Source organism: Streptomyces sp. WMMB 714, from assembly GCF_900090125.1.
In the GTDB taxonomy this organism is placed as follows: domain Bacteria; phylum Actinomycetota; class Actinomycetes; order Streptomycetales; family Streptomycetaceae; genus Streptomyces; species Streptomyces daqingensis.
The window spans coordinates 120,225-136,526 of the sequence record NZ_FMHJ01000016.1 but is presented as its reverse complement, the minus strand read 5'-3'; the positions used below and the strand labels follow the sequence as shown (position 1 = coordinate 136,526).

At 71.7% G+C, this 16,302-nt stretch carries 13 protein-coding genes; 5 read left to right on the top strand and 8 right to left on the bottom strand.

Annotated elements, in window-relative coordinates; all coding sequences use genetic code 11:
* The first annotated feature begins 7 nt into the window (after positions 1–7).
* Complete coding sequence (locus H181DRAFT_RS25335; protein ID WP_045866797.1) at positions 8–868, top strand: sugar phosphate isomerase/epimerase family protein; 861 nt, start codon at positions 8–10, stop codon at positions 866–868.
* A 125-nt stretch (positions 869–993) separates the two neighbouring features.
* Here the strand turns inward: H181DRAFT_RS25335 and H181DRAFT_RS25330 are convergent, their stop codons facing one another.
* The gene (locus H181DRAFT_RS25330; protein ID WP_045866742.1) at positions 994–2,400 is read right to left on the bottom strand and encodes a S28 family serine protease; all 1,407 of its coding nucleotides are present in this window, start codon (positions 2,398–2,400) and stop codon (positions 994–996) included.
* A 235-nt stretch (positions 2,401–2,635) separates the two neighbouring features.
* On the opposite strand from H181DRAFT_RS25330, the gene H181DRAFT_RS25325 reads away from it, so the two are divergent.
* A complete protein-coding gene (locus tag H181DRAFT_RS25325) occupies positions 2,636–3,145 on the top strand; it encodes an NUDIX hydrolase (protein WP_052708726.1) in 510 nt (169 codons plus the stop codon).
* 58 nt (positions 3,146–3,203) lie between these two features.
* Here H181DRAFT_RS25325 and H181DRAFT_RS25320 read toward each other — a convergent pair whose 3' ends face one another.
* From H181DRAFT_RS25320 to speB, 3 genes are all read right to left on the bottom strand, one after another.
* Positions 3,204–3,521 (bottom strand): hypothetical protein, encoded by a 318-nt coding sequence (locus H181DRAFT_RS25320; RefSeq protein ID WP_199810847.1) that lies wholly within the window; start codon positions 3,519–3,521, stop codon positions 3,204–3,206.
* Positions 3,522–3,624: 103 nt separating this feature from the next.
* Complete coding sequence (locus tag H181DRAFT_RS25315) at positions 3,625–7,632, bottom strand: ABC transporter ATP-binding protein (RefSeq protein WP_045866741.1); 4,008 nt, start codon at positions 7,630–7,632, stop codon at positions 3,625–3,627.
* Positions 7,633–8,271: 639 nt separating this feature from the next.
* Positions 8,272–9,300: an agmatinase gene (gene speB, locus H181DRAFT_RS25310; RefSeq protein WP_045866740.1), complete on the bottom strand. Its 1,029-nt coding sequence runs from the start codon at positions 9,298–9,300 to the stop codon at positions 8,272–8,274.
* 154 nt (positions 9,301–9,454) lie between these two features.
* Between speB and H181DRAFT_RS25305 the strand changes: the two genes are divergently transcribed.
* The 3 genes from H181DRAFT_RS25305 to erm all read left to right on the top strand — a co-directional run bounded on the left by H181DRAFT_RS25305 (position 9,455) and on the right by erm (position 11,658).
* On the top strand, positions 9,455–10,255 hold the full coding sequence (locus H181DRAFT_RS25305; RefSeq protein WP_045866739.1) for a phosphatase: 801 nt from the start codon (positions 9,455–9,457) through the stop codon (positions 10,253–10,255).
* A gap of 100 nt (positions 10,256–10,355) precedes the next feature.
* A complete protein-coding gene (locus H181DRAFT_RS29570; RefSeq protein WP_158715465.1) occupies positions 10,356–10,532 on the top strand; it encodes a hypothetical protein in 177 nt (58 codons plus the stop codon).
* Between the two features lie 361 nt (positions 10,533–10,893).
* Positions 10,894–11,658, top strand: a complete 765-nt coding sequence (gene erm, locus H181DRAFT_RS25300; protein ID WP_045866738.1) for an ErmE/ErmH/ErmO/ErmR family 23S rRNA (adenine(2058)-N(6))-methyltransferase — start codon at positions 10,894–10,896, stop codon at positions 11,656–11,658.
* Here erm and tesB read toward each other — a convergent pair.
* From tesB to H181DRAFT_RS25280, 4 genes are all read right to left on the bottom strand, one after another.
* Complete coding sequence (gene tesB, locus H181DRAFT_RS25295) at positions 11,622–12,536, bottom strand: acyl-CoA thioesterase II (RefSeq protein ID WP_045866737.1); 915 nt, start codon at positions 12,534–12,536, stop codon at positions 11,622–11,624. The genes erm and tesB overlap by 37 nt on opposite strands.
* Positions 12,537–12,659: 123 nt before the next feature.
* The gene (locus H181DRAFT_RS25290; RefSeq protein WP_045866736.1) at positions 12,660–13,817 is read right to left on the bottom strand and encodes an acyl-CoA dehydrogenase family protein; all 1,158 of its coding nucleotides are present in this window, start codon (positions 13,815–13,817) and stop codon (positions 12,660–12,662) included.
* Positions 13,818–14,107: 290 nt separating this feature from the next.
* Positions 14,108–15,067: an endonuclease/exonuclease/phosphatase family protein gene (locus tag H181DRAFT_RS25285; protein WP_045866735.1), complete on the bottom strand. Its 960-nt coding sequence runs from the start codon at positions 15,065–15,067 to the stop codon at positions 14,108–14,110.
* 495 nt (positions 15,068–15,562) lie between these two features.
* Positions 15,563–16,180 carry an SACE_7040 family transcriptional regulator gene (locus H181DRAFT_RS25280; protein WP_045866734.1) on the bottom strand — a complete coding sequence of 206 codons (618 nt, stop codon included), beginning with the start codon at positions 16,178–16,180 and terminating at the stop codon, positions 15,563–15,565.
* Between the last annotated feature and the right edge of the window lie 122 nt (positions 16,181–16,302).

Genomic DNA, 16,302 nt, shown 5'->3' with positions numbered 1-16,302 from the left:
TGTGGCAATGCGACTCGCTTTCTCCACCCTTGGCATCCCAGGTCTGTCCGTGTCCGACGCAGTCCAGCTCGCCGCCGACAACGGCTACGAGGGCCTGGAGCTGCGCGCGCACCCCGAGGAGCCGGTGCACCCCGGACTGTCCCTCGACGACCGTGTCGACGTGGTCGAGGAGTTCAAGGCGGCGGGAGTGGAGATCCTCACCGTCGCCGGGTACGCGAAGGTCGCGGCCCCCGGTGACGACGAGGCGGTGTTCGGGGAGGTACGCGGGCTGCTGGAGCTGGCGCGGGATCTGGGGGCCTCGTACGTACGGGTGTTCCCCGGCGGCGGCGACAGCATCGAAGAGGCCGACGCGACCGCCGCACGCCGCCTCGCGGCGATGGCGCCGCCGGCCGCGGACCTGGGCGTGCGGCTGCTGCTGGAGACGCACGACTCGCACAGCACCGGCGAGGACGCGGCGCGCGTGCTCGCCGCGGTGGGCCACGCCTCGGCGGGTGCGCTGTGGGACGTCATGCACACGTGGCGGGCCGGCGAGGACCCGGTGGTCAGCCACCGCCTCCTCGCGCCCTTCCTCGGCTACGTGCAGGTCAAGGACATCGCATCCGTGGACGACACCACTCCGCTCCCTCCCGGCCAGGGCGTGCTCCCGCTGCACCGGATCCTCGGGCTGCTGACGCACGCGGGCGAGGCGGACGACCCCATCGGGGCCGTGGGATCAGGGGGCAGCCCGGCGCCCGCCGCCCGTGCGGACAGCGCCCGCGGATGGCTGTGCTGGGAGTACGAGAAGCGCTGGTACCCCGAGGTGCCGGACCTGCCCGCCCTCCTTCCCGGGGTGCGGGACCACCTGAAGGCGCTGCTCGCCGAGGTCTGAGCCCGCGGGGGCGCGCGACGAGCGGAGGGCCCGGCCCGGGGGATTTCGATCCCCCGGGCCGGGCCCTCGCGTGCGAACCGCGTGTGTGCACGGCAGGCGCTGACCGCCCGCCTCCTGTGCGGTCCTTACGGCCGGAGCATCCGCTCCCTCTCATCGGGGCGGTCCAGCTCGGCGTCGTACTTCGTGAGGCGCTTCGGCTGCGCGCCGTCGGCCTGCTTCACACCCGCCCACTTCAGCAGCGCGCTGGTGGCCTTCGCCTTGTCGTCCTTGTTCAGGCCGGCGATCTCCGCGCCGTGGTTGGCGCCGGGAGCCTCCAGGACGTACGACTCCTCGGTGCCCTTGCCGACGCTGAACGGCTCGGCGCTCCAGGGGTCCTTCTCGCCGTTGACGAAGAGCATCTGCGAGGCGTTCTTGCGCACCCAGCTGTCGACGTCCTTCATCGCCTTGCGGTCGAACTTCATCGGGATGTCCCGGGGCACGTACGTACGCGGCGTGTTGAGGCCCGGGTACTTGCGGACGTCGTCCAGGAGGGGCGACTCGTAGTCCGGCGAGCCCATCTGCGTACCGGCCTGGAAGTAGTACGGCGTGTAGTACTCCATGCCCTGGTCGGTGCCTGCCTCCCAGCCGCCGATCTCGTTGGCCCACTCCCACAGTTCGTCCGTCTTGGCGTCCTTGGTGGGAACGTCCGCGCACTCCTCCTCTTCGAGGTGGTACTGCCAGAAGCCCCACACCAGGTCCTGGGCGACCAGCTCGAACGCCTTGTCGGCGCTGCCCGCGAGCTTGAAGGTGTACTTGCCTTCCTTCGCCCACTTCTTCAGGCGGTCGACCATCTCGCCGCGACGGTCGAAGATCTCGTGCTGCGTGGAGTTGAGGCGGTCGCGGCACTCCTTGGAACCGACTTCCTCGAAGAAGTCGTAGTAGGCCGAGTCCTCCTTGTTGTCCACGTCGTTGGGCGCGACGTAGGCGACGGTGCCGTCCATGTCCTCGGGGTGGAAGCGGCGGTAGTACGTCGCCGTCATGCCGCCCTTGCTGCCGCCGGTGGAGATCCAGCGCTTGCCGTAGATGTCGTTCAGCGCCGTGAAGACACGGTGCTGGTCGTCGGCGGCCTGCTTGATGTCGAGCTTCGACCAGTCGGCCGGCTCGGGCCGCGACGGGGTGAAGTAGCGGTACTCCATCGAGACCTGGTTGCCGTCGATCATCTGCGTCGGCTCGCTGCGCCGGGGCTCCTCGTTGAGCCCGTAGCCGGAGGTGAAGAAGACGGTGGGGCTCTTCTCGCTCTTGTGGAGCAGGGAGAGGCGCTGCTTGAAGGTCCCCTTCTCGGGGTGGCGGTGGTCCACCGGCTGTTCGTAGTTGAGGAGGAAGAAGCGGTAGCCGTCGACCGGCTTCTCCTCGATGATGCTCATCCCCTTGATCGCGAGGATGCGGTCCTTGATGTCCGTGTCCGCCGCTGTGGCGTTGAACGATGCTCCGCCGACACCGGCGGCGCCTATGAGCACCGTCAACGACAGCAGCCATCTGGAGGTTCTTCGCATGCGCTCTCCCCTGGATCCGGCAAGTCGAGGTGAACTTACCGGTACGGATGCGGCACCGCCATAACTTCCGCTCCGGTGTGACGCAGCCCGGACGCCCGCCGCTCCTCGCCACGAAGCGGACGTGGGAGAGCGGACCGCCGGACGGGCCTCTCCGGCCAACCGTCCCCGCAGCGGCAGGCAGTGGCGGTTCCGGGCGGCGTCCCGTCGCGCAGCGCGAGGAATTACGCTGCTGTGCATGACGGACGCTCGGGAAGTACCGCTGGTCACCGGCCCGCGCCGGATGGCGCTGCTCTCGTTCGACGAGGCGGCCGAACTCCCGGAGAGCGCCGGCTACGAGGACGTCCCGACCGGATACGTGCTCGTCGTGCTCTGGCACGAGGGCCGGGTCCTGATGGTCTACGAGCGTGAGCGCGCATGCTGGGAGCTGCCCGGAGGCGGCATCGAGCCGCAGGAGACGCCCAGGGCTGCCGCCGTGCGGGAGTTGCGGGAGGAGACCGGTCAGCGGGTGGACGAGGCAGAGCTGCGCTTCGTCGGGCACACGCGTACGGCTGTCGGAGAGGCCCAACGGGTCCTGGGCGGTGCCGTGTTCGCGGCGGAAGTGCGGGAGCCGCACCCGTTCACGGCCAACGACGAGGTGTCGGCGGTGCACTGGCGCGCGGGCACGGAACCCCTGCCAGGTGGAGGGCTCGTCCAGACAGTCGACGAGTACATCGTGGAACTGTGCCGGGAGAAGCGGGCGCGCTGAACGGGCCGGGGACGGCCGGAGGGCGGAAGGCCCGTGGGGGCCTCGGCCGACCGGCGATTCACAGGTCGACGGGCTCGAACTGGGCGAACAGGTCCCTGGCTTCGGACAGTTCCGCCAGGGGAACGTAGTCGCAGACCGCTGCGTACCGGCCCCACATGGCCACCACGTCCGGATGCTCGTGCGCCGCCGTGATCGCACCGTCCCGCCACTCGAAGACCTCGACGATCACGCCGCTCTTCGCCCGCATCACGAGCGCGGGCCGGTCGGTCGCGAGGCCGAGCCGGCGGAGGAGGGGCACGTGCTCACGCGTCAGGGCGAGCAACTCGTCCGCACCGCCCGGCTTCGGCCGGTAGCCCACGATCACCATGTCACCCACGACGCTCCCCTTCCGGATACCTCACGTCTCGACGGCACTGTGAGACCGACGCTGCGACGATGCGCGAAGAACGGCCTCGTCCGGGCAACCGCCACCGCACCCCTCAAACCGCCGAACTCTCCGCAGCCGTCGGCACCGCCGCCGGCTCGGGGTCGCCCGAGAAAGTGCGCCACAGCTGCGCGTACTTGCCGTCCAGCGTGAGCAACTCCCCGTGCGTGCCGTCCTCGACGACCCGGCCGCGGTCGAGGACCACGACCCGGTCCGCGCGAGCCGCGGTCGTCAGCCTGTGCGCGACGACGAGGGTGGTGCGGGTCCCGGCGAGCCGGTCGGTGGCCTGGTTCACCATCGCCTCCGTCGCCAGGTCGAGCGCCGCTGTCGCCTCGTCGAGCAGCAGGATGTCCGGGTCGACGAGCTCCGCACGGGCGAGGGCGATGAGCTGCCGCTGCCCGGCGGAGAGGTTGCGGCCCCGTTCGGCGACGGTGTGCAGGTAGCCGTCCGACAGTGTCGCGATCATGTCGTGGGCGCCCACCGCCCGTGCCGCCGCCTCCACTTCGGCGTCGGTGGCGCCGGGCCGTCCGTAGGCGATGGCGTCGCGCACGGTGCTGGGGAAGAGGTACGGCTCCTGCGGCACGACTCCGAGCCGGTGCCGGTAGGCGGGGAGGTCGAGCGTGCGCAGGTCCTCCCCGTCGACGAGGACGGCGCCGGCGGTGGGGTCGTAGAAGCGGGCGACCAGCTTGACGAGCGTCGACTTGCCCGCGCCGGTCTCCCCGACGAAGGCGACGGTCTGCCCGGCCGGGATCGTCAGCCCGATGCCGGACAGTGCCTCCTCCTCGTGCCTCCCGCCCTCGGCGGTGGCGTAGCTGAAGTCGACGTTCTCGAAGGTGATCTCCCCGCGCAGGGCACCCACTTCGCGCGGCTGGTCCGGCGCCGGCGTCGTCGTCTCCTCGCCCAGCAGCTGCTGGATGCGCCCCAGCGCGACGGACGCCTGCTGGTAGCCGTCGAAGACCTGCGACAGCTGCTGCACGGGCGAGAAGAACAGCTCGATGTAGAGCAGGTAGGCCACCAGCCCGCCCGCCGTCAGCGTCCCCTCGCCGATCCGGCCGGCCCCCACGACCAGCACCGCTGCCGTCGCCAGCGAGGCGAGGAGCTGCACGAACGGGAAGTAGACCGAGATCAGCCACTGCCCGCGCACCCGCGCCTGGCGGTATCCGTCGCTGCGCTGCACGAAGCGGTCGGTGCCGCGCCGCTCCCGGCGGAAGGCCTGCACCATGCGCAGTCCCGCCACGGACTCCTGCAGGTCCGCGTTGACGACGCTGACCCGCTCGCGGGCGAGTTCGTACGCCTTGACGCTGTGCCGCCGGAAGTAGACCGTGCCGACGATCAGAACGGGCAGTGTCGCGAACACGACGAGCGCCAGCTGCGGATCGAGCACGAACAGCGCCACGAGGATGCCGAGGAAGGTGAAGACCGAGACGACCGCGGTGACGAGCCCGGTCTGCAGGAACGTCGACAGCGCGTCCACGTCGGTCGTCATCCGGGTCATGACGGCACCGGCCAGATGGCGCTCGTAGTAGTCGAGTCCGAGGCGCTGCAGATGGGAGAAGATCTTGAGCCTCAGTGCGTAGAGCACACGCTCGCCCGTACGGCCGGTGAGCCGCATGGCGACGAACTGCGCGCCCCACTGGCAGACCACCACGAGGAGGGCCAGCGCGGACGCCGTCCAGACGGCGCCGAGGGCGGCCTTCTCCACGCCGTCGTCGATCCCGTTGCGGATCAGTACGGGCAGGGCCAGCCCGAACGCCGCGTCCAGAGCGGCGAAGAGCAGGGCGACGAGCAGCGCGGCGCCGAAGCCGTGCAGCAGCCGGCGCAGCCCGTAGGACTTCTCCGCGCCCTCCGCACGCTCCTCGTCCACGTCGGGGACGTCGTCGGCGGGCGGCAGCGCGGCGACTCTGGCGAGGAGCTCGGGGCTGCCCGGCATGGACGCCAGCTCGGTGGCGAAGCCGCCGGGGCGCCCGGCCTGTGCGGAGCCGATGTCGGAACTCGCGCCGGAGGCCCCGTCCGCCGACTTCTCGTCGCGGCGGACCCACAGTTCCGGCGTGACGCCGTCCACCCGCGGAACGTCCTTGGTCGCCGCACCTCCCTCGGTGCCGTTCGCCAGGCCGGCCGTCAGCGGCACCGGCCGGGCCGTCGCGGCGGCGGGGGCGGCGAGGCCCGCCGGGTCCCGCTCGACCTCGCCCAGCTCGTCGGGGTCGGTGAGCAGGCGCCGGTAGAGCGCGCAGCGCTCCTCCAGCTCCTCGTGCGTCCCGACGTCGGCGAGGCGCCCGCCGTCCAGGACGGCGATCCTGTCGGCGAGTTGGAGTGTCGACCTCCGGTGCGCGATCAGCAGCGTCGTACGTCCCGCCATCACACTGCGCAGCGCCTCGTGGATCTCGTGCTCCACGTGCGCGTCGACCGCCGACGTCGCGTCGTCGAGGAGCAGCAGCCGCGGGTCGGTGAGGATGGCGCGGGCGAGCGCGATGCGCTGCCGCTGGCCGCCGGAGAGGGTCAGCCCCTGCTCGCCGACGGTGGTGTCGTAGCCGTCGGGCAGTTCACCGATGAAGCCGTCGGCCTGGGCGGCGCGGGCGGCGGCGCGGATCTGCTCGTCCGTGGCGTCGGGGGCGCCGTAGGCGATGTTCTCCCGGATGGTCTCCGAGAAGAGGAAGCTGTTCTCGGGTACGAGCCCGATCGCCGAGCGCAGCGAGCCGAGGGTCAGGTCCCGCACGTCGTGCCCGCCGACCCGTACGGCGCCCTCCGTCACGTCGTAGTAGCGGGGCAGCAGGAGGGCGAGGGTGGACTTGCCGCTGCCGCTCGATCCGACGACGGCCACGGTCTCCCCCGGCTCGACGCGCAGGCTGAACCCGTCCAGGACCATGCCGCGGCGGGCGGGCGCGGAGGACGCGGCCCCGGCCGGTTCCGGCGACGCGGCGGCCTCCCCCGCCTCGTCCTCCCGCGGCTCGTCCTCCCGGGCCTCGTCCTCCCGCGGCTCGTCCGGCTTCTCGTATCCGAAGCCGACGCCGTCGAACTCGACGGACGCCTCGGCGTCGGCGGGCAGTTCGCGCGCGTCGGGCCGCTCCTTCAGCTGCGGCTCGGTGTCGATCAGGTCGTAGACGCGTTCGACGCCGGCCCTCGCCTGCTGCCCGACCGTCAGCATCATGGCGAGCATCCGCACGGGGCCGACGAGCTGGGCGAGGTAGGTGGAGAAGGCGACGAACGTGCCCAGCGTGATCTGGCCCTCGGTCGCCATCCAGCCGCCCAGCGCGAGCATGCCGACCTGCCCCAGGGCGGGTACGGACTGCAGGGCGGGCGTGTAGCGGGAGTTGAGGCGCACCGTGCGCAGCCGGGCGGCGAACAGCTCGCGGCTGATGTCCCGCAGCTTCCGCTTCTCCTGGTACTCCTGGCCGAACCCCTTGACCACTCGGACGCCGGTGACCGATCCGTCCACGACGGAGGCGACCGCTCCGGCCTGCTGCTGCGCGTACCAGGTGGCGGGGAAGAGACGGGTGCGGCTGAGGTCGGCGATCCACCACAGGGCGGGGAAGACGGCGAGGGAGACGACGGTCAGCAGCGGGGAGAGGACGACCATCACCACGAGGGCGACGGCGAAGAGCAGCACGTTGCCGATCATCATGGGCAGCATGAACAGCAGGCTCTGCACCAGCTGCAGATCGCTGGTGCCCCGTCCGACGACCTGACCGGTCGACAGTTCGTCCTGGCTGCGGCCGTCGAGGCGGATGATCGCGCGGTACATCTCGGTACGCAGGTCGTGCTGGACGTCGAGGGCGAGACGGCCGCCGTAGTAGCGGCGCGCCCAGGTCAGGACGTAGATCACGACGGCCGCCGCGAGCAGCAGGCCGATCCACAGGACCATGCCGTCCCCGCCGCCGACGACCACGTCGTCGATGATCACCTTGGTGAGCAGCGGAACGAGTGCCATGACGCCCATGCCCGCGAGGGAGGCGCCGACGGCGAGCACCACGGCCCGCCTGTAGTGCCAGCAGTAGCCCGCCAGCCGCCGTGCCCAGCCCTGCGGTCCGCTCCCCCGCGTCCCGCTCTCCTGTTCCGTCCCCGTCACCCTGTCTCCTCGCTCTCCGGACGCTGCCGCGCCGCTCACGGCGTGGGAACCCCCGGGGTGTCCCCCGCTCCGATGCTGCCGAAGGCACCAACGCCGTGGTGAGCGGAATTCATCCCGCCGGTGCGGGGTGAGGTGAATTCGGGACCGGCGGTCTAGGACTTCGGGCGGAGCGCGGTGGGGACGGCGGCGGGGATTCCGTGGACGTGGGGGCGGGAGGCGCCGCATGTGCATCCGGGACGGTCCGGGAGAGCGGGGGGCTCTCCCGGACCGTCCCGGCGGGAACGTCCATGGAATTGCTGACAGGCAGGCACCCCCCACAGGGCCGACGCTGTCGCCGTCATGTGACGTCCCCTTTCCCGCGGGACCGCACTGCGGAGTCTGTCGGGAAGTTTCACGGAATGCACATCGACCGACCAGATTGAGTAACGTTTTGTATTAAATCAGTTTCGCACAGTTACCGCTTACTGTGTGTGGTCGTGATCACACGCACCGCTCCCACCAGCCATGATCGTCGACAGGTTTCGAGGGGGAATCGACACGTTGTGCGAGCAAGCGCATACAGTCAGTTTCCAAGACGGCTGGAAACCGCCCCGTGTGCGTGACTCGAACCGCCTGTCGACACCGCTCCCGTCCCACCGTTCACGCGTCCTCGCGCTCCCCCGCCACCTGGCGGGCCATCAGCGTCGTCAGCTCGTACGCCGTGTGCGAGGCCGCGACAGAGGTGATCTCCGCGTGGTCGTAGGCCGGCGCCACCTCCACGAGGTCCGCCGAGACGAGACGGCACGACGCGAGTCCGCGGATGATCTCCAGCAACTCGCGCGAGGTGAGGCCGCCCGCCTCCGGCGTCCCGGTGCCAGGCGCATGGGCCGGGTCCAGCACGTCGATGTCCACGGAGATGTACAGCGGCCTGTCGCCGATGCGCTGCCGGAGCTGGTCGGCGACCTCGTCGACGCCACGGCGCATCACGTCCGCCGAGGTGACGATGCCGAAGCCCATCTTCGCGTCGTCGTCCAGGTCCTTCTTGCCGTACAGCGGCCCCCGGGTGCCGACGTGCGAGACGGCGGAGGTGTCCAGCAGGCCCTCCTCGAAGGCGCGGCGGAACGGCGTGCCGTGGGTGTAGGCGGCGCCGAAGTAGGTGTCCCAGGTGTCGAGATGGGCGTCGAAGTGCAGCAGCGCCACGGGCCCGTGCTTCCTCGCGACCGAGCGCAGCAGCGGCAGCGCGATCGTGTGGTCCCCGCCGAGCGTCATCATCCGCGCGCCGGTGGCGAGGATGCCGTCGGCCGCCTCCTGGACCGTCTCGACGGCCTCACCGATGTCGAACGGGTTCGCCGCGATGTCCCCCGCGTCCGCGACCTGCGCGAGCGCGAAGGGCGAGGCGTCCTGGGCGGGGTTGTACGGACGCAGCAGACGGGACGCCTCGCGGATCGCGTTCCCGCCGAACCGTGCGCCCGGCCGGTAGGAGACGCCCGTGTCGAAGGGGACGCCGACCACCGCCACGTCCGCCCTGCCGCCGGTCTCGTCGAGACGGGGCAGCCGCGCGAAGGTGGCGGGCCCGGCGTAGCGCGGTACGCGCGAGGAGTCGACGGGGCCGAGCGGCTCGGCACGCGGCCGCGGAGCGGGGGACTCCGCGTGCTGCTGGGACTGTTCGGGCTGCTCACCTGTGTTCATGGTGGCGAGCGTAGGCGGCGGGACCGGCCCGCTCGTTGGACGTATCCGGGAGCGACGGGCCCGCTTTTGTCCGCCGCGTACAGAAGCGGGACGCCTGGCGACCGGTGACGGGTGCCGCCACAGAACGCGTACGGCAAGGGGCGACAATGACCGCATGCCCATATTCAGCGACGCCGCCCCCACCAGAACCGAGCTGATCGACCACCTCGTCCGCACCCGCATCGCGGGGGACGTGGCCACCCCCCGCGAGAACAACCTCTCCCACTACCGCCGCCTCGCGAACAACGACCGGCACTACTGGCTGGGGCTGGAGCTCGGCGACCGCTGGAGCGACGAGCAGGACGTGCTCGCGGTGATGGCGGAACGCTGCGGCGTCGTCGACGATCCCGGCCACCGCACCGGCCAGGACACCATCGACCCCGAACTGACCGTCGGTGCGCTGGACCGCGCCGCGGCGGAGCTGCGCAAGGCCGCCGAGGCGCAACGGCGCGTGCTGCTGGCGACGGGCCACCCCGGCGCCCTGCTCGACATGCACGGCGCCGTCGCCCAGGCCCTGCACGACGCCGGGTGCGACATCGTGCGCGTCCCGCTGGACACGTTCGCCGACGAGGGCGTCGTGGTGCAGTTCGGCGGCGTCGCGGCGTACGAGCGGGGCGCCTCCCTCTGGCACACGCACTCGCCGGCACCGATGGCGCAGGTGCTGAACTCCCTCCGGCAGGCCGGTGAGGCGCAGCCGGACCTCGTCGTCGCCGACCACGGCTGGGCGGGGTACGCCGCCCAGCAGGGCATCCACACCGTGGGGTTCGCCGACTGCAACGACCCGGCTCTCTTCCTCGGCGAGGCCGAGGGCACCCTCGCGGCCGCCGTGCCGCTGGACGACCACGTCGTACACCCCCGCTACTACGAGCCCATGACGGCCTATCTGCTGGCGGCGGCCCAGCTCCTCCCCGACTGAGCCCCGGGGTTCCGCCCGCCCGCGCAGCCGCCCGCCGACCGGATCCGCCGCGCGGGAAAACCCGTTGCGCGGCCGTCCCGCCCCGCATAGCGTCCCGGCCATGTCCGCAGCGTCCGCAGCGTTCCAGGCGATCATCAACGGCGTGAGCGCCGATGCGCCGGGTGCGTCCCTCACCACGCCCTCGGGGCTTGGAGGGAACAGCCGTCGGGCCGTCCTCAGGCCCGTCACCCGCCCGCGCTACCGGCGCCCGGTCCTGGCCGTCCGCCAGGACGCCTGAGGCGCTCAGGTCCACGCCCGCCACCCTTCACCCGCACACTCCACGCACGCGCAGCCGCTCCTCGCGCGTACCGCACCGCGCGTACGCGTCATGGGGTTCGCCGACGCGCGAGCGCGTCTCCGAGTGCCGGTTCCGGGTGCCGCGACCGCTCCGACCGCCCGGTCCCCGACCCGCCCGGCCCCGATCCTGACGGCCTGGCGAGGCGTCCCCGCACACGTGCCAGGGCCTCCGGTGTCCGACATCCACCGGACAGGCCCGGCCTCGGTGCGCCCGTACGACATCCATGCGGGCGCCCGCCCCCGACGCGGCGCATCACCGTCCAGGTCGCCGGGCCCGTCCTCGCGCGCAGAGGACCCTCGCCGTGGCGCACCGCCGCAAGACGCTCTCCCAGAACTTCCTCCACGATCCCGCGGTCGTACGCCGGATCGTGCGCCTGTCCGCCCTCCCCGACGACGCGCTGGTGTGGGAACCCGGCGCCGGAGAAGGGGCGTTGACCCGCTCGCTGGCCACCGGCCGGCGCCGCGTCGTCGCCTACGAGATCGACCCCCGGCTCGCCGCCCGGCTCTCCCGCGACATCGGCGGGCTGCCGGGCCTGCGGCTCGTGCACGGAGACTTCCTGCGTGCGCGCCCGCCGCGCGAGCGGTTCTGCGTGGTGGGCAACATCCCCTACTCCCGGACGACGGACATCGTCCGCTGGTGCCTGGCGGCGCCCCGGCTGACGTCGGCCACGCTGCTGACCCAGCTCGAGTTCGCCCGCAAGCACACGGGCGAGTTCGGGCGCTGGCCGCTGCTGACGGTGCGGACCTGGCCGGAGCACGCCTGGCGCCGCCTCGGCAGGGTGGACCGGCGCTCGTTCACGCCGGCCCCCCGCACGCACTCGGCGGTGCTGCGCCTCGAAACCCGTCCGCGGCCGCTGCTTCCGCGCGAACGGCTCCCCGCCTACCGGGACTTCGTCGAGCTCGGCTTCACGGGCCTCGGCGGATCGCTCGCGGCCACCCTTGCCGGGCGCCACGGCCGCAGGCGCGTACGTGCCGCCTTCCGCGCCGTGGACGTGGCGGAGTCACTCCCCGTCGGGCTCGTGGCACCCGCTCAATGGCTCGCGCTGTTCCGGGAGTTGGAGTGCTGACGCGGCACGCGGACGACGCCCTCCTGGATCACCGAGACGGCGAGCCGTCCGTCGCGCGTGTAGATCCGTCCCTGACCGAGCCCCCGTCCGCCCTGCGCGGTCGGGCTGACCTGGTCGTACAGGAGCCATTCGTCCGCGCGGAACGGGCGGTGGAACCACATCGCGTGGTCCAGGCTGGCGCCCACCACGTCCCCGACGGCCCAGCCGCCGCGCCCGTGCGCGAGCAGCACCGAGTCCAGCAGCGTCATGTCGGAGACGTACGTGGCGAGGCAGACGTGCAGCATCGGGTCGTCGAGGGCGCCGTCCAGCTTGCCGTTGGTACGGAACCAGACCTGCGAGCGCGGTTCGCGGGGCCGTCCCGCGCTGGCGAAGGGCGGCTCCCGCACGTAGCGCAGATCGACCGCGGCGCGTGCCTTCAGCAGCCGCTGCGGGACGTCGGAGCCGCGGAAGAGCTCCGCGTACCGGGGCAGCATCTCCTCGGCCGTCGGCAGCGTCTCCGGGTCCGGCGCCTCCGGCATCGGCTCCTGGTGTTCGAGCCCTTCCTCGTAGGTCTGGAAGGAACTGGACAGGTGGAAGATCGGCTGCCCGTGCTGGACGGCCACGACCCTGCGGGTGGTGAAGGAGCGGCCGTCCCGGATGCGGTCGACCGTGTAGACGATCGGGGCGCCCGGATCGCCCGGGCGCAGGAAGTACGCGTGCAGGGAGTGCGGAAGACGCCCCTCCGGGACGGTCCGGCAGGCGGCGACGAGGGCCTGCGCGGCCACCTGGCCGCCGAAGACCCTCGGTACGACGGCCTCCCGGCTGTCGCCCCGGTAGATGTCCTGCTCGACCCGCTCCAGATCGAGCAGGTCGAGCAGGGACGTCAGTTCATTGCTCATGCGGGCGATTGTGCCCTTCGGGTGCTACCGGCGGTCACGGCGCAGATCACACTGGAGGCGGAAGCGGCACGCATCACATCGCCGCTGCTCACAGCGCGGTTCACGGCACCGGTCACCTCCCGCTCACAGCCCCATCGACTTGGCCACGATCGAGCGCATGACCTCGCTGGTGCCGCCGTAGATGCGGGAGACCCGGGTGTCCGCGTACAGGCTGGCGATCGGGTACTCCAGCATGTAGCCGTAACCGCCGTGCAGTTGCAGGCACTTGTCGATGACCTTGGCCGCCAACTCCGTCGTGAACAGCTTCGCGGACGCGGCGTCGGCGGCCGTCAACTCGCCCGCGTCCAGCGCCTCCAGCGCGCGGTCGCAGACCGCCTGCATCGCGTCGACGTCGGACTTGCAGTCCGCCAGCACGAACTTGGTGTTCTGGAAGGAGGCGACCTCCCGCCCGAAGACGGTGCGCTCCTTGACGTACTCGTGCGCGAAGCGGAGCGCGGCCGCGGACATCGCGTACGCCCCGAAGGCGATGCCCAGCCGCTCCTGCGGCAGGTTGTGCGTCAGGTACTCGAATGCCTTGCCGGGCTCGCCCAGCATGTCCTCGACGGGGACCCTGACGTCGTTGAAGGAGAGTTCGGCGGTGTCGGAGGCGCGCAGGCCGAGCTTCTCCAGCTTCCGGCCCACCGCGTAGCCCTCGCTCCTGGCGTCGACGACGAGGATCGAGATGCCTCCGCGCCGGTCCTCCGGGTCGGGCGGCGACGTACGGCAGCACACCAGCACGCGGTCGGCCTGGACGCCGCCGGTGATGAACGTCTTGGCGCCGTTGAGCACGTAGTGCGTGCCGTCCTCGGAGAGCCGGGCCGTGGTCTTCATGCCCGCGAGGTCGGAACCCGTCCCGGGCTCGGTCATGGCGATGGCGGTCATCATGTCGCCGGAGACGAAGCCGGGCAGCCAGCGCTGCTTCTGCTCCTCCGACCCGTAGTTGAGGATGTAGGGCAGGCACAGCGCCGTGTGCACGCTGGAGCCGCCGAAGCTGACGCCCGCCCGCGCGCACTCCTCGGTGATGACGGCGTTGAACTTGAAGCTGGCCTCCCCCGCGCCGCCGTACTCCTCCGGCACCTCGATGCCGAAGACGCCCAGCTCGCCGAGCTTCTTGTAGAAGTCTCTGGGGACGTAGCCCTGCTCCGCCCACTCCGGGTAGTGGGGGACGACTTCGGCCTGGATGAACTCCCGAATCGTCTGACGGAACGCCTCGTGGTCCTCGTCGAACACCGTGCGACGCACTGGCACGCCTCCTCAAGTCCCGCTGTCGCGCGCCAGCCGCCCCGGCCTGCCGCTCACGGTGCTGTACGGACGCTGCGCTGTACGGATCCGCTCGCCTGGCCGCCGCCTTGGCTAAGCGCTTGCTCAGCCAACAAGCTACCCAGGGGTCAGCTCGCCTGTCCAGAGGTGGGGCTCCAGGAGCAGCGCCTCCCGCCCCGGCGACCGGTACCGGTGGGCCGGTACCGGTGGGGGCGGGAGGCGCCGAGCGGGAACGGGCCCGGATGCCGCGGAGCAGCGGCAGGCCCGGGCGGTCAGTAGCCGATGTGCGCGGTGACCGCGCGGTGACCGGAGTACTTGCCGCCGACCATGTCGTCGGTGAGGGTCGCGACGTCGCTGAACCCGGTGGCGCCCTTCGCGAGCAGGAAGTCGATCCGGTAGTTCTTGGTCGTGTTGTGCTCGGGCGGGCACTCCGGTCCGCCGCACTTCTCGGCGATCGGGTCGCGGTAGCCGTAGGAGTTGCCCTTGTCCCACCAGTCGGCGTCGTCGGTGACCGCGTTGGTGTCGCCGCCCACGATCTTCAGTGCGCCGCCGAGCCTGCCGACGGCCTCGTCGGCCTCCTTGATGTTCTCGTCCGCACACTCGGGACCGTGCCATTTGCCTGTCGGCCAGTGGACCGAGGCCACCGTGACGTCCTTGCCGGTGACGTTGTCCCTGAGGCGGACGGCGATGTTGTGCACGCGGTCCTGACTGGTCTTCGTGGGCTCGAGGTTCCGGCAGGGGCCGCTGCCCTCCTCCGGCTTCTCCGGCGCGTCGGACCGCCAGTCGGTCTCCTGCTGCGGGGCCAGCCGCTCGGTGCGGAAGATCACGGCGTTCGTCTGCTGGTTCTTCAGCTTGCCGCAGGGGCTGTCGTAGCCCATCGAACCGGGTTCGGGCACCGCGATCCTGCCCGCGTACGTGCCGGGCAGCTCGTCGGAGAGCCGCCTGATCAGCGCCTCCAGCTGTTCGGCGTCGGATATCTGCTGGACGGTGAGGACGTCCGGGCTCTCGGGCTGCTTCTTGAGGTAGGCGATGAGCCGGTCGAACTCGTAGCCGTCGGCGCACTCGGTCGGCAGCATGTTCTCGATGTTGTTGTCGTAGACCACGAGGGCGTCGGCCTGGGCGTCCACGCCGGCTTCCGCCGCCGGGGCTCCCACGGTCACCGCGGTCGCCGCCGCGGCGGCGGTCAGGACGGCGAGAGCGCAGTGGACGATGTTGCGTCTGCGGTCGGGCATGGCAACTCCTTCAGGTAGCGACGGAACGTCGTCGCGGGCCGCCCGCGCGGGAGGGAGGCGCGGCCGGGCGGCGACCGGTTCGGATCAGGCGTTCGTGCGGACCTTGCCTTGCTCGTCGGGTCGCCGGCGCGGGCGAGAGGCGCGTCCGGGGCGCCGCATCCCTCCAGGCACAGGGCGGCCGCACCGCCCCCGCGCCCGCGACTTCGTCCGGGTATGACGAACCCGTGCGGCCGTCCGCGCCGCCCGACGACGCCAGATCATCGCGTACGACGGTGGGCCTTGTAAGCGGGTGCCGGAATCCCGTGGAGATGTCGTGCGAGCGCGCCCCCGCCACTTGACAGTGGGACCAAGTCACCCGCAGCGGGGCGCCGTTGATGCCCGGCGGCACTCCGCGACGGCGCCGAAGCGATGTCCGGCGGACGCGGCCTCCGCCTGACGGCGGGCACGCGTGCCGGACGTCGCCGGCGAGGCGAAACCGCCAGACAGCCACCAGGGCTACGGCGCGGCGGCGCCGGCGGGGGCCGCCGAGAGGGCGCCGCGGGCGAGGCGGTGCAGCAGCGCCGCCGTCGTCTCGCGGTCCGGGAGCGCGGACGAACCGCTCAGGTGCGGCGTGGAGTTGAGCAGCCCGAAGACGGTGTGCACGGCGACCCGGGCCTCCAGCTGCGTCAGCTCGGGGTAGATCGCCTGGACGGCGCCCACCCACAGCTCCACGTACTGCCGCTGCAGCTTCCGCACCTGCTTGCGGTCGCTCTCGCGGAGCCTGTCCAGCTCGCGGTCGTGCAGGGTGATCAGCGGGCGGTCGTCCAGGGCGAATTCGATATGGCCGTCGATGAGGGCGTCGAGCGCCGCCTCCGGCGGAAGGCCCGCCGCGGCGGCCTCCTCCATCCGCGCCCGGCCCCCGTCGTGCAGCCGCTCGCTGATGCCGACCAGCAGCTCGGCGAGCATCGCGTCCTTGCCCGCGAAGTGGCGGTACAGGCCGGGGCCGCTGATACCGACCGCGGCCCCTATCTCGTCGACGCCGACGCCGTGGAAGCCGCGCTCGGCGAAGAGACGGGCAGCCTCCCGCAGGATCTGCTCGCGGCGGGTGGGGGCGGAGGCCGGCTGGGAGCTCATGAGCCCATTCTAGACAGGCGGGTTAGCGAGCGTTAACCTGAAGGAGCCGGTTAATGGACGTTAACCGCTCGCGTGAGCAGAGGGTCGCGATCACAGCGTTCGCGAGGAGAGGGTGAGGGGGC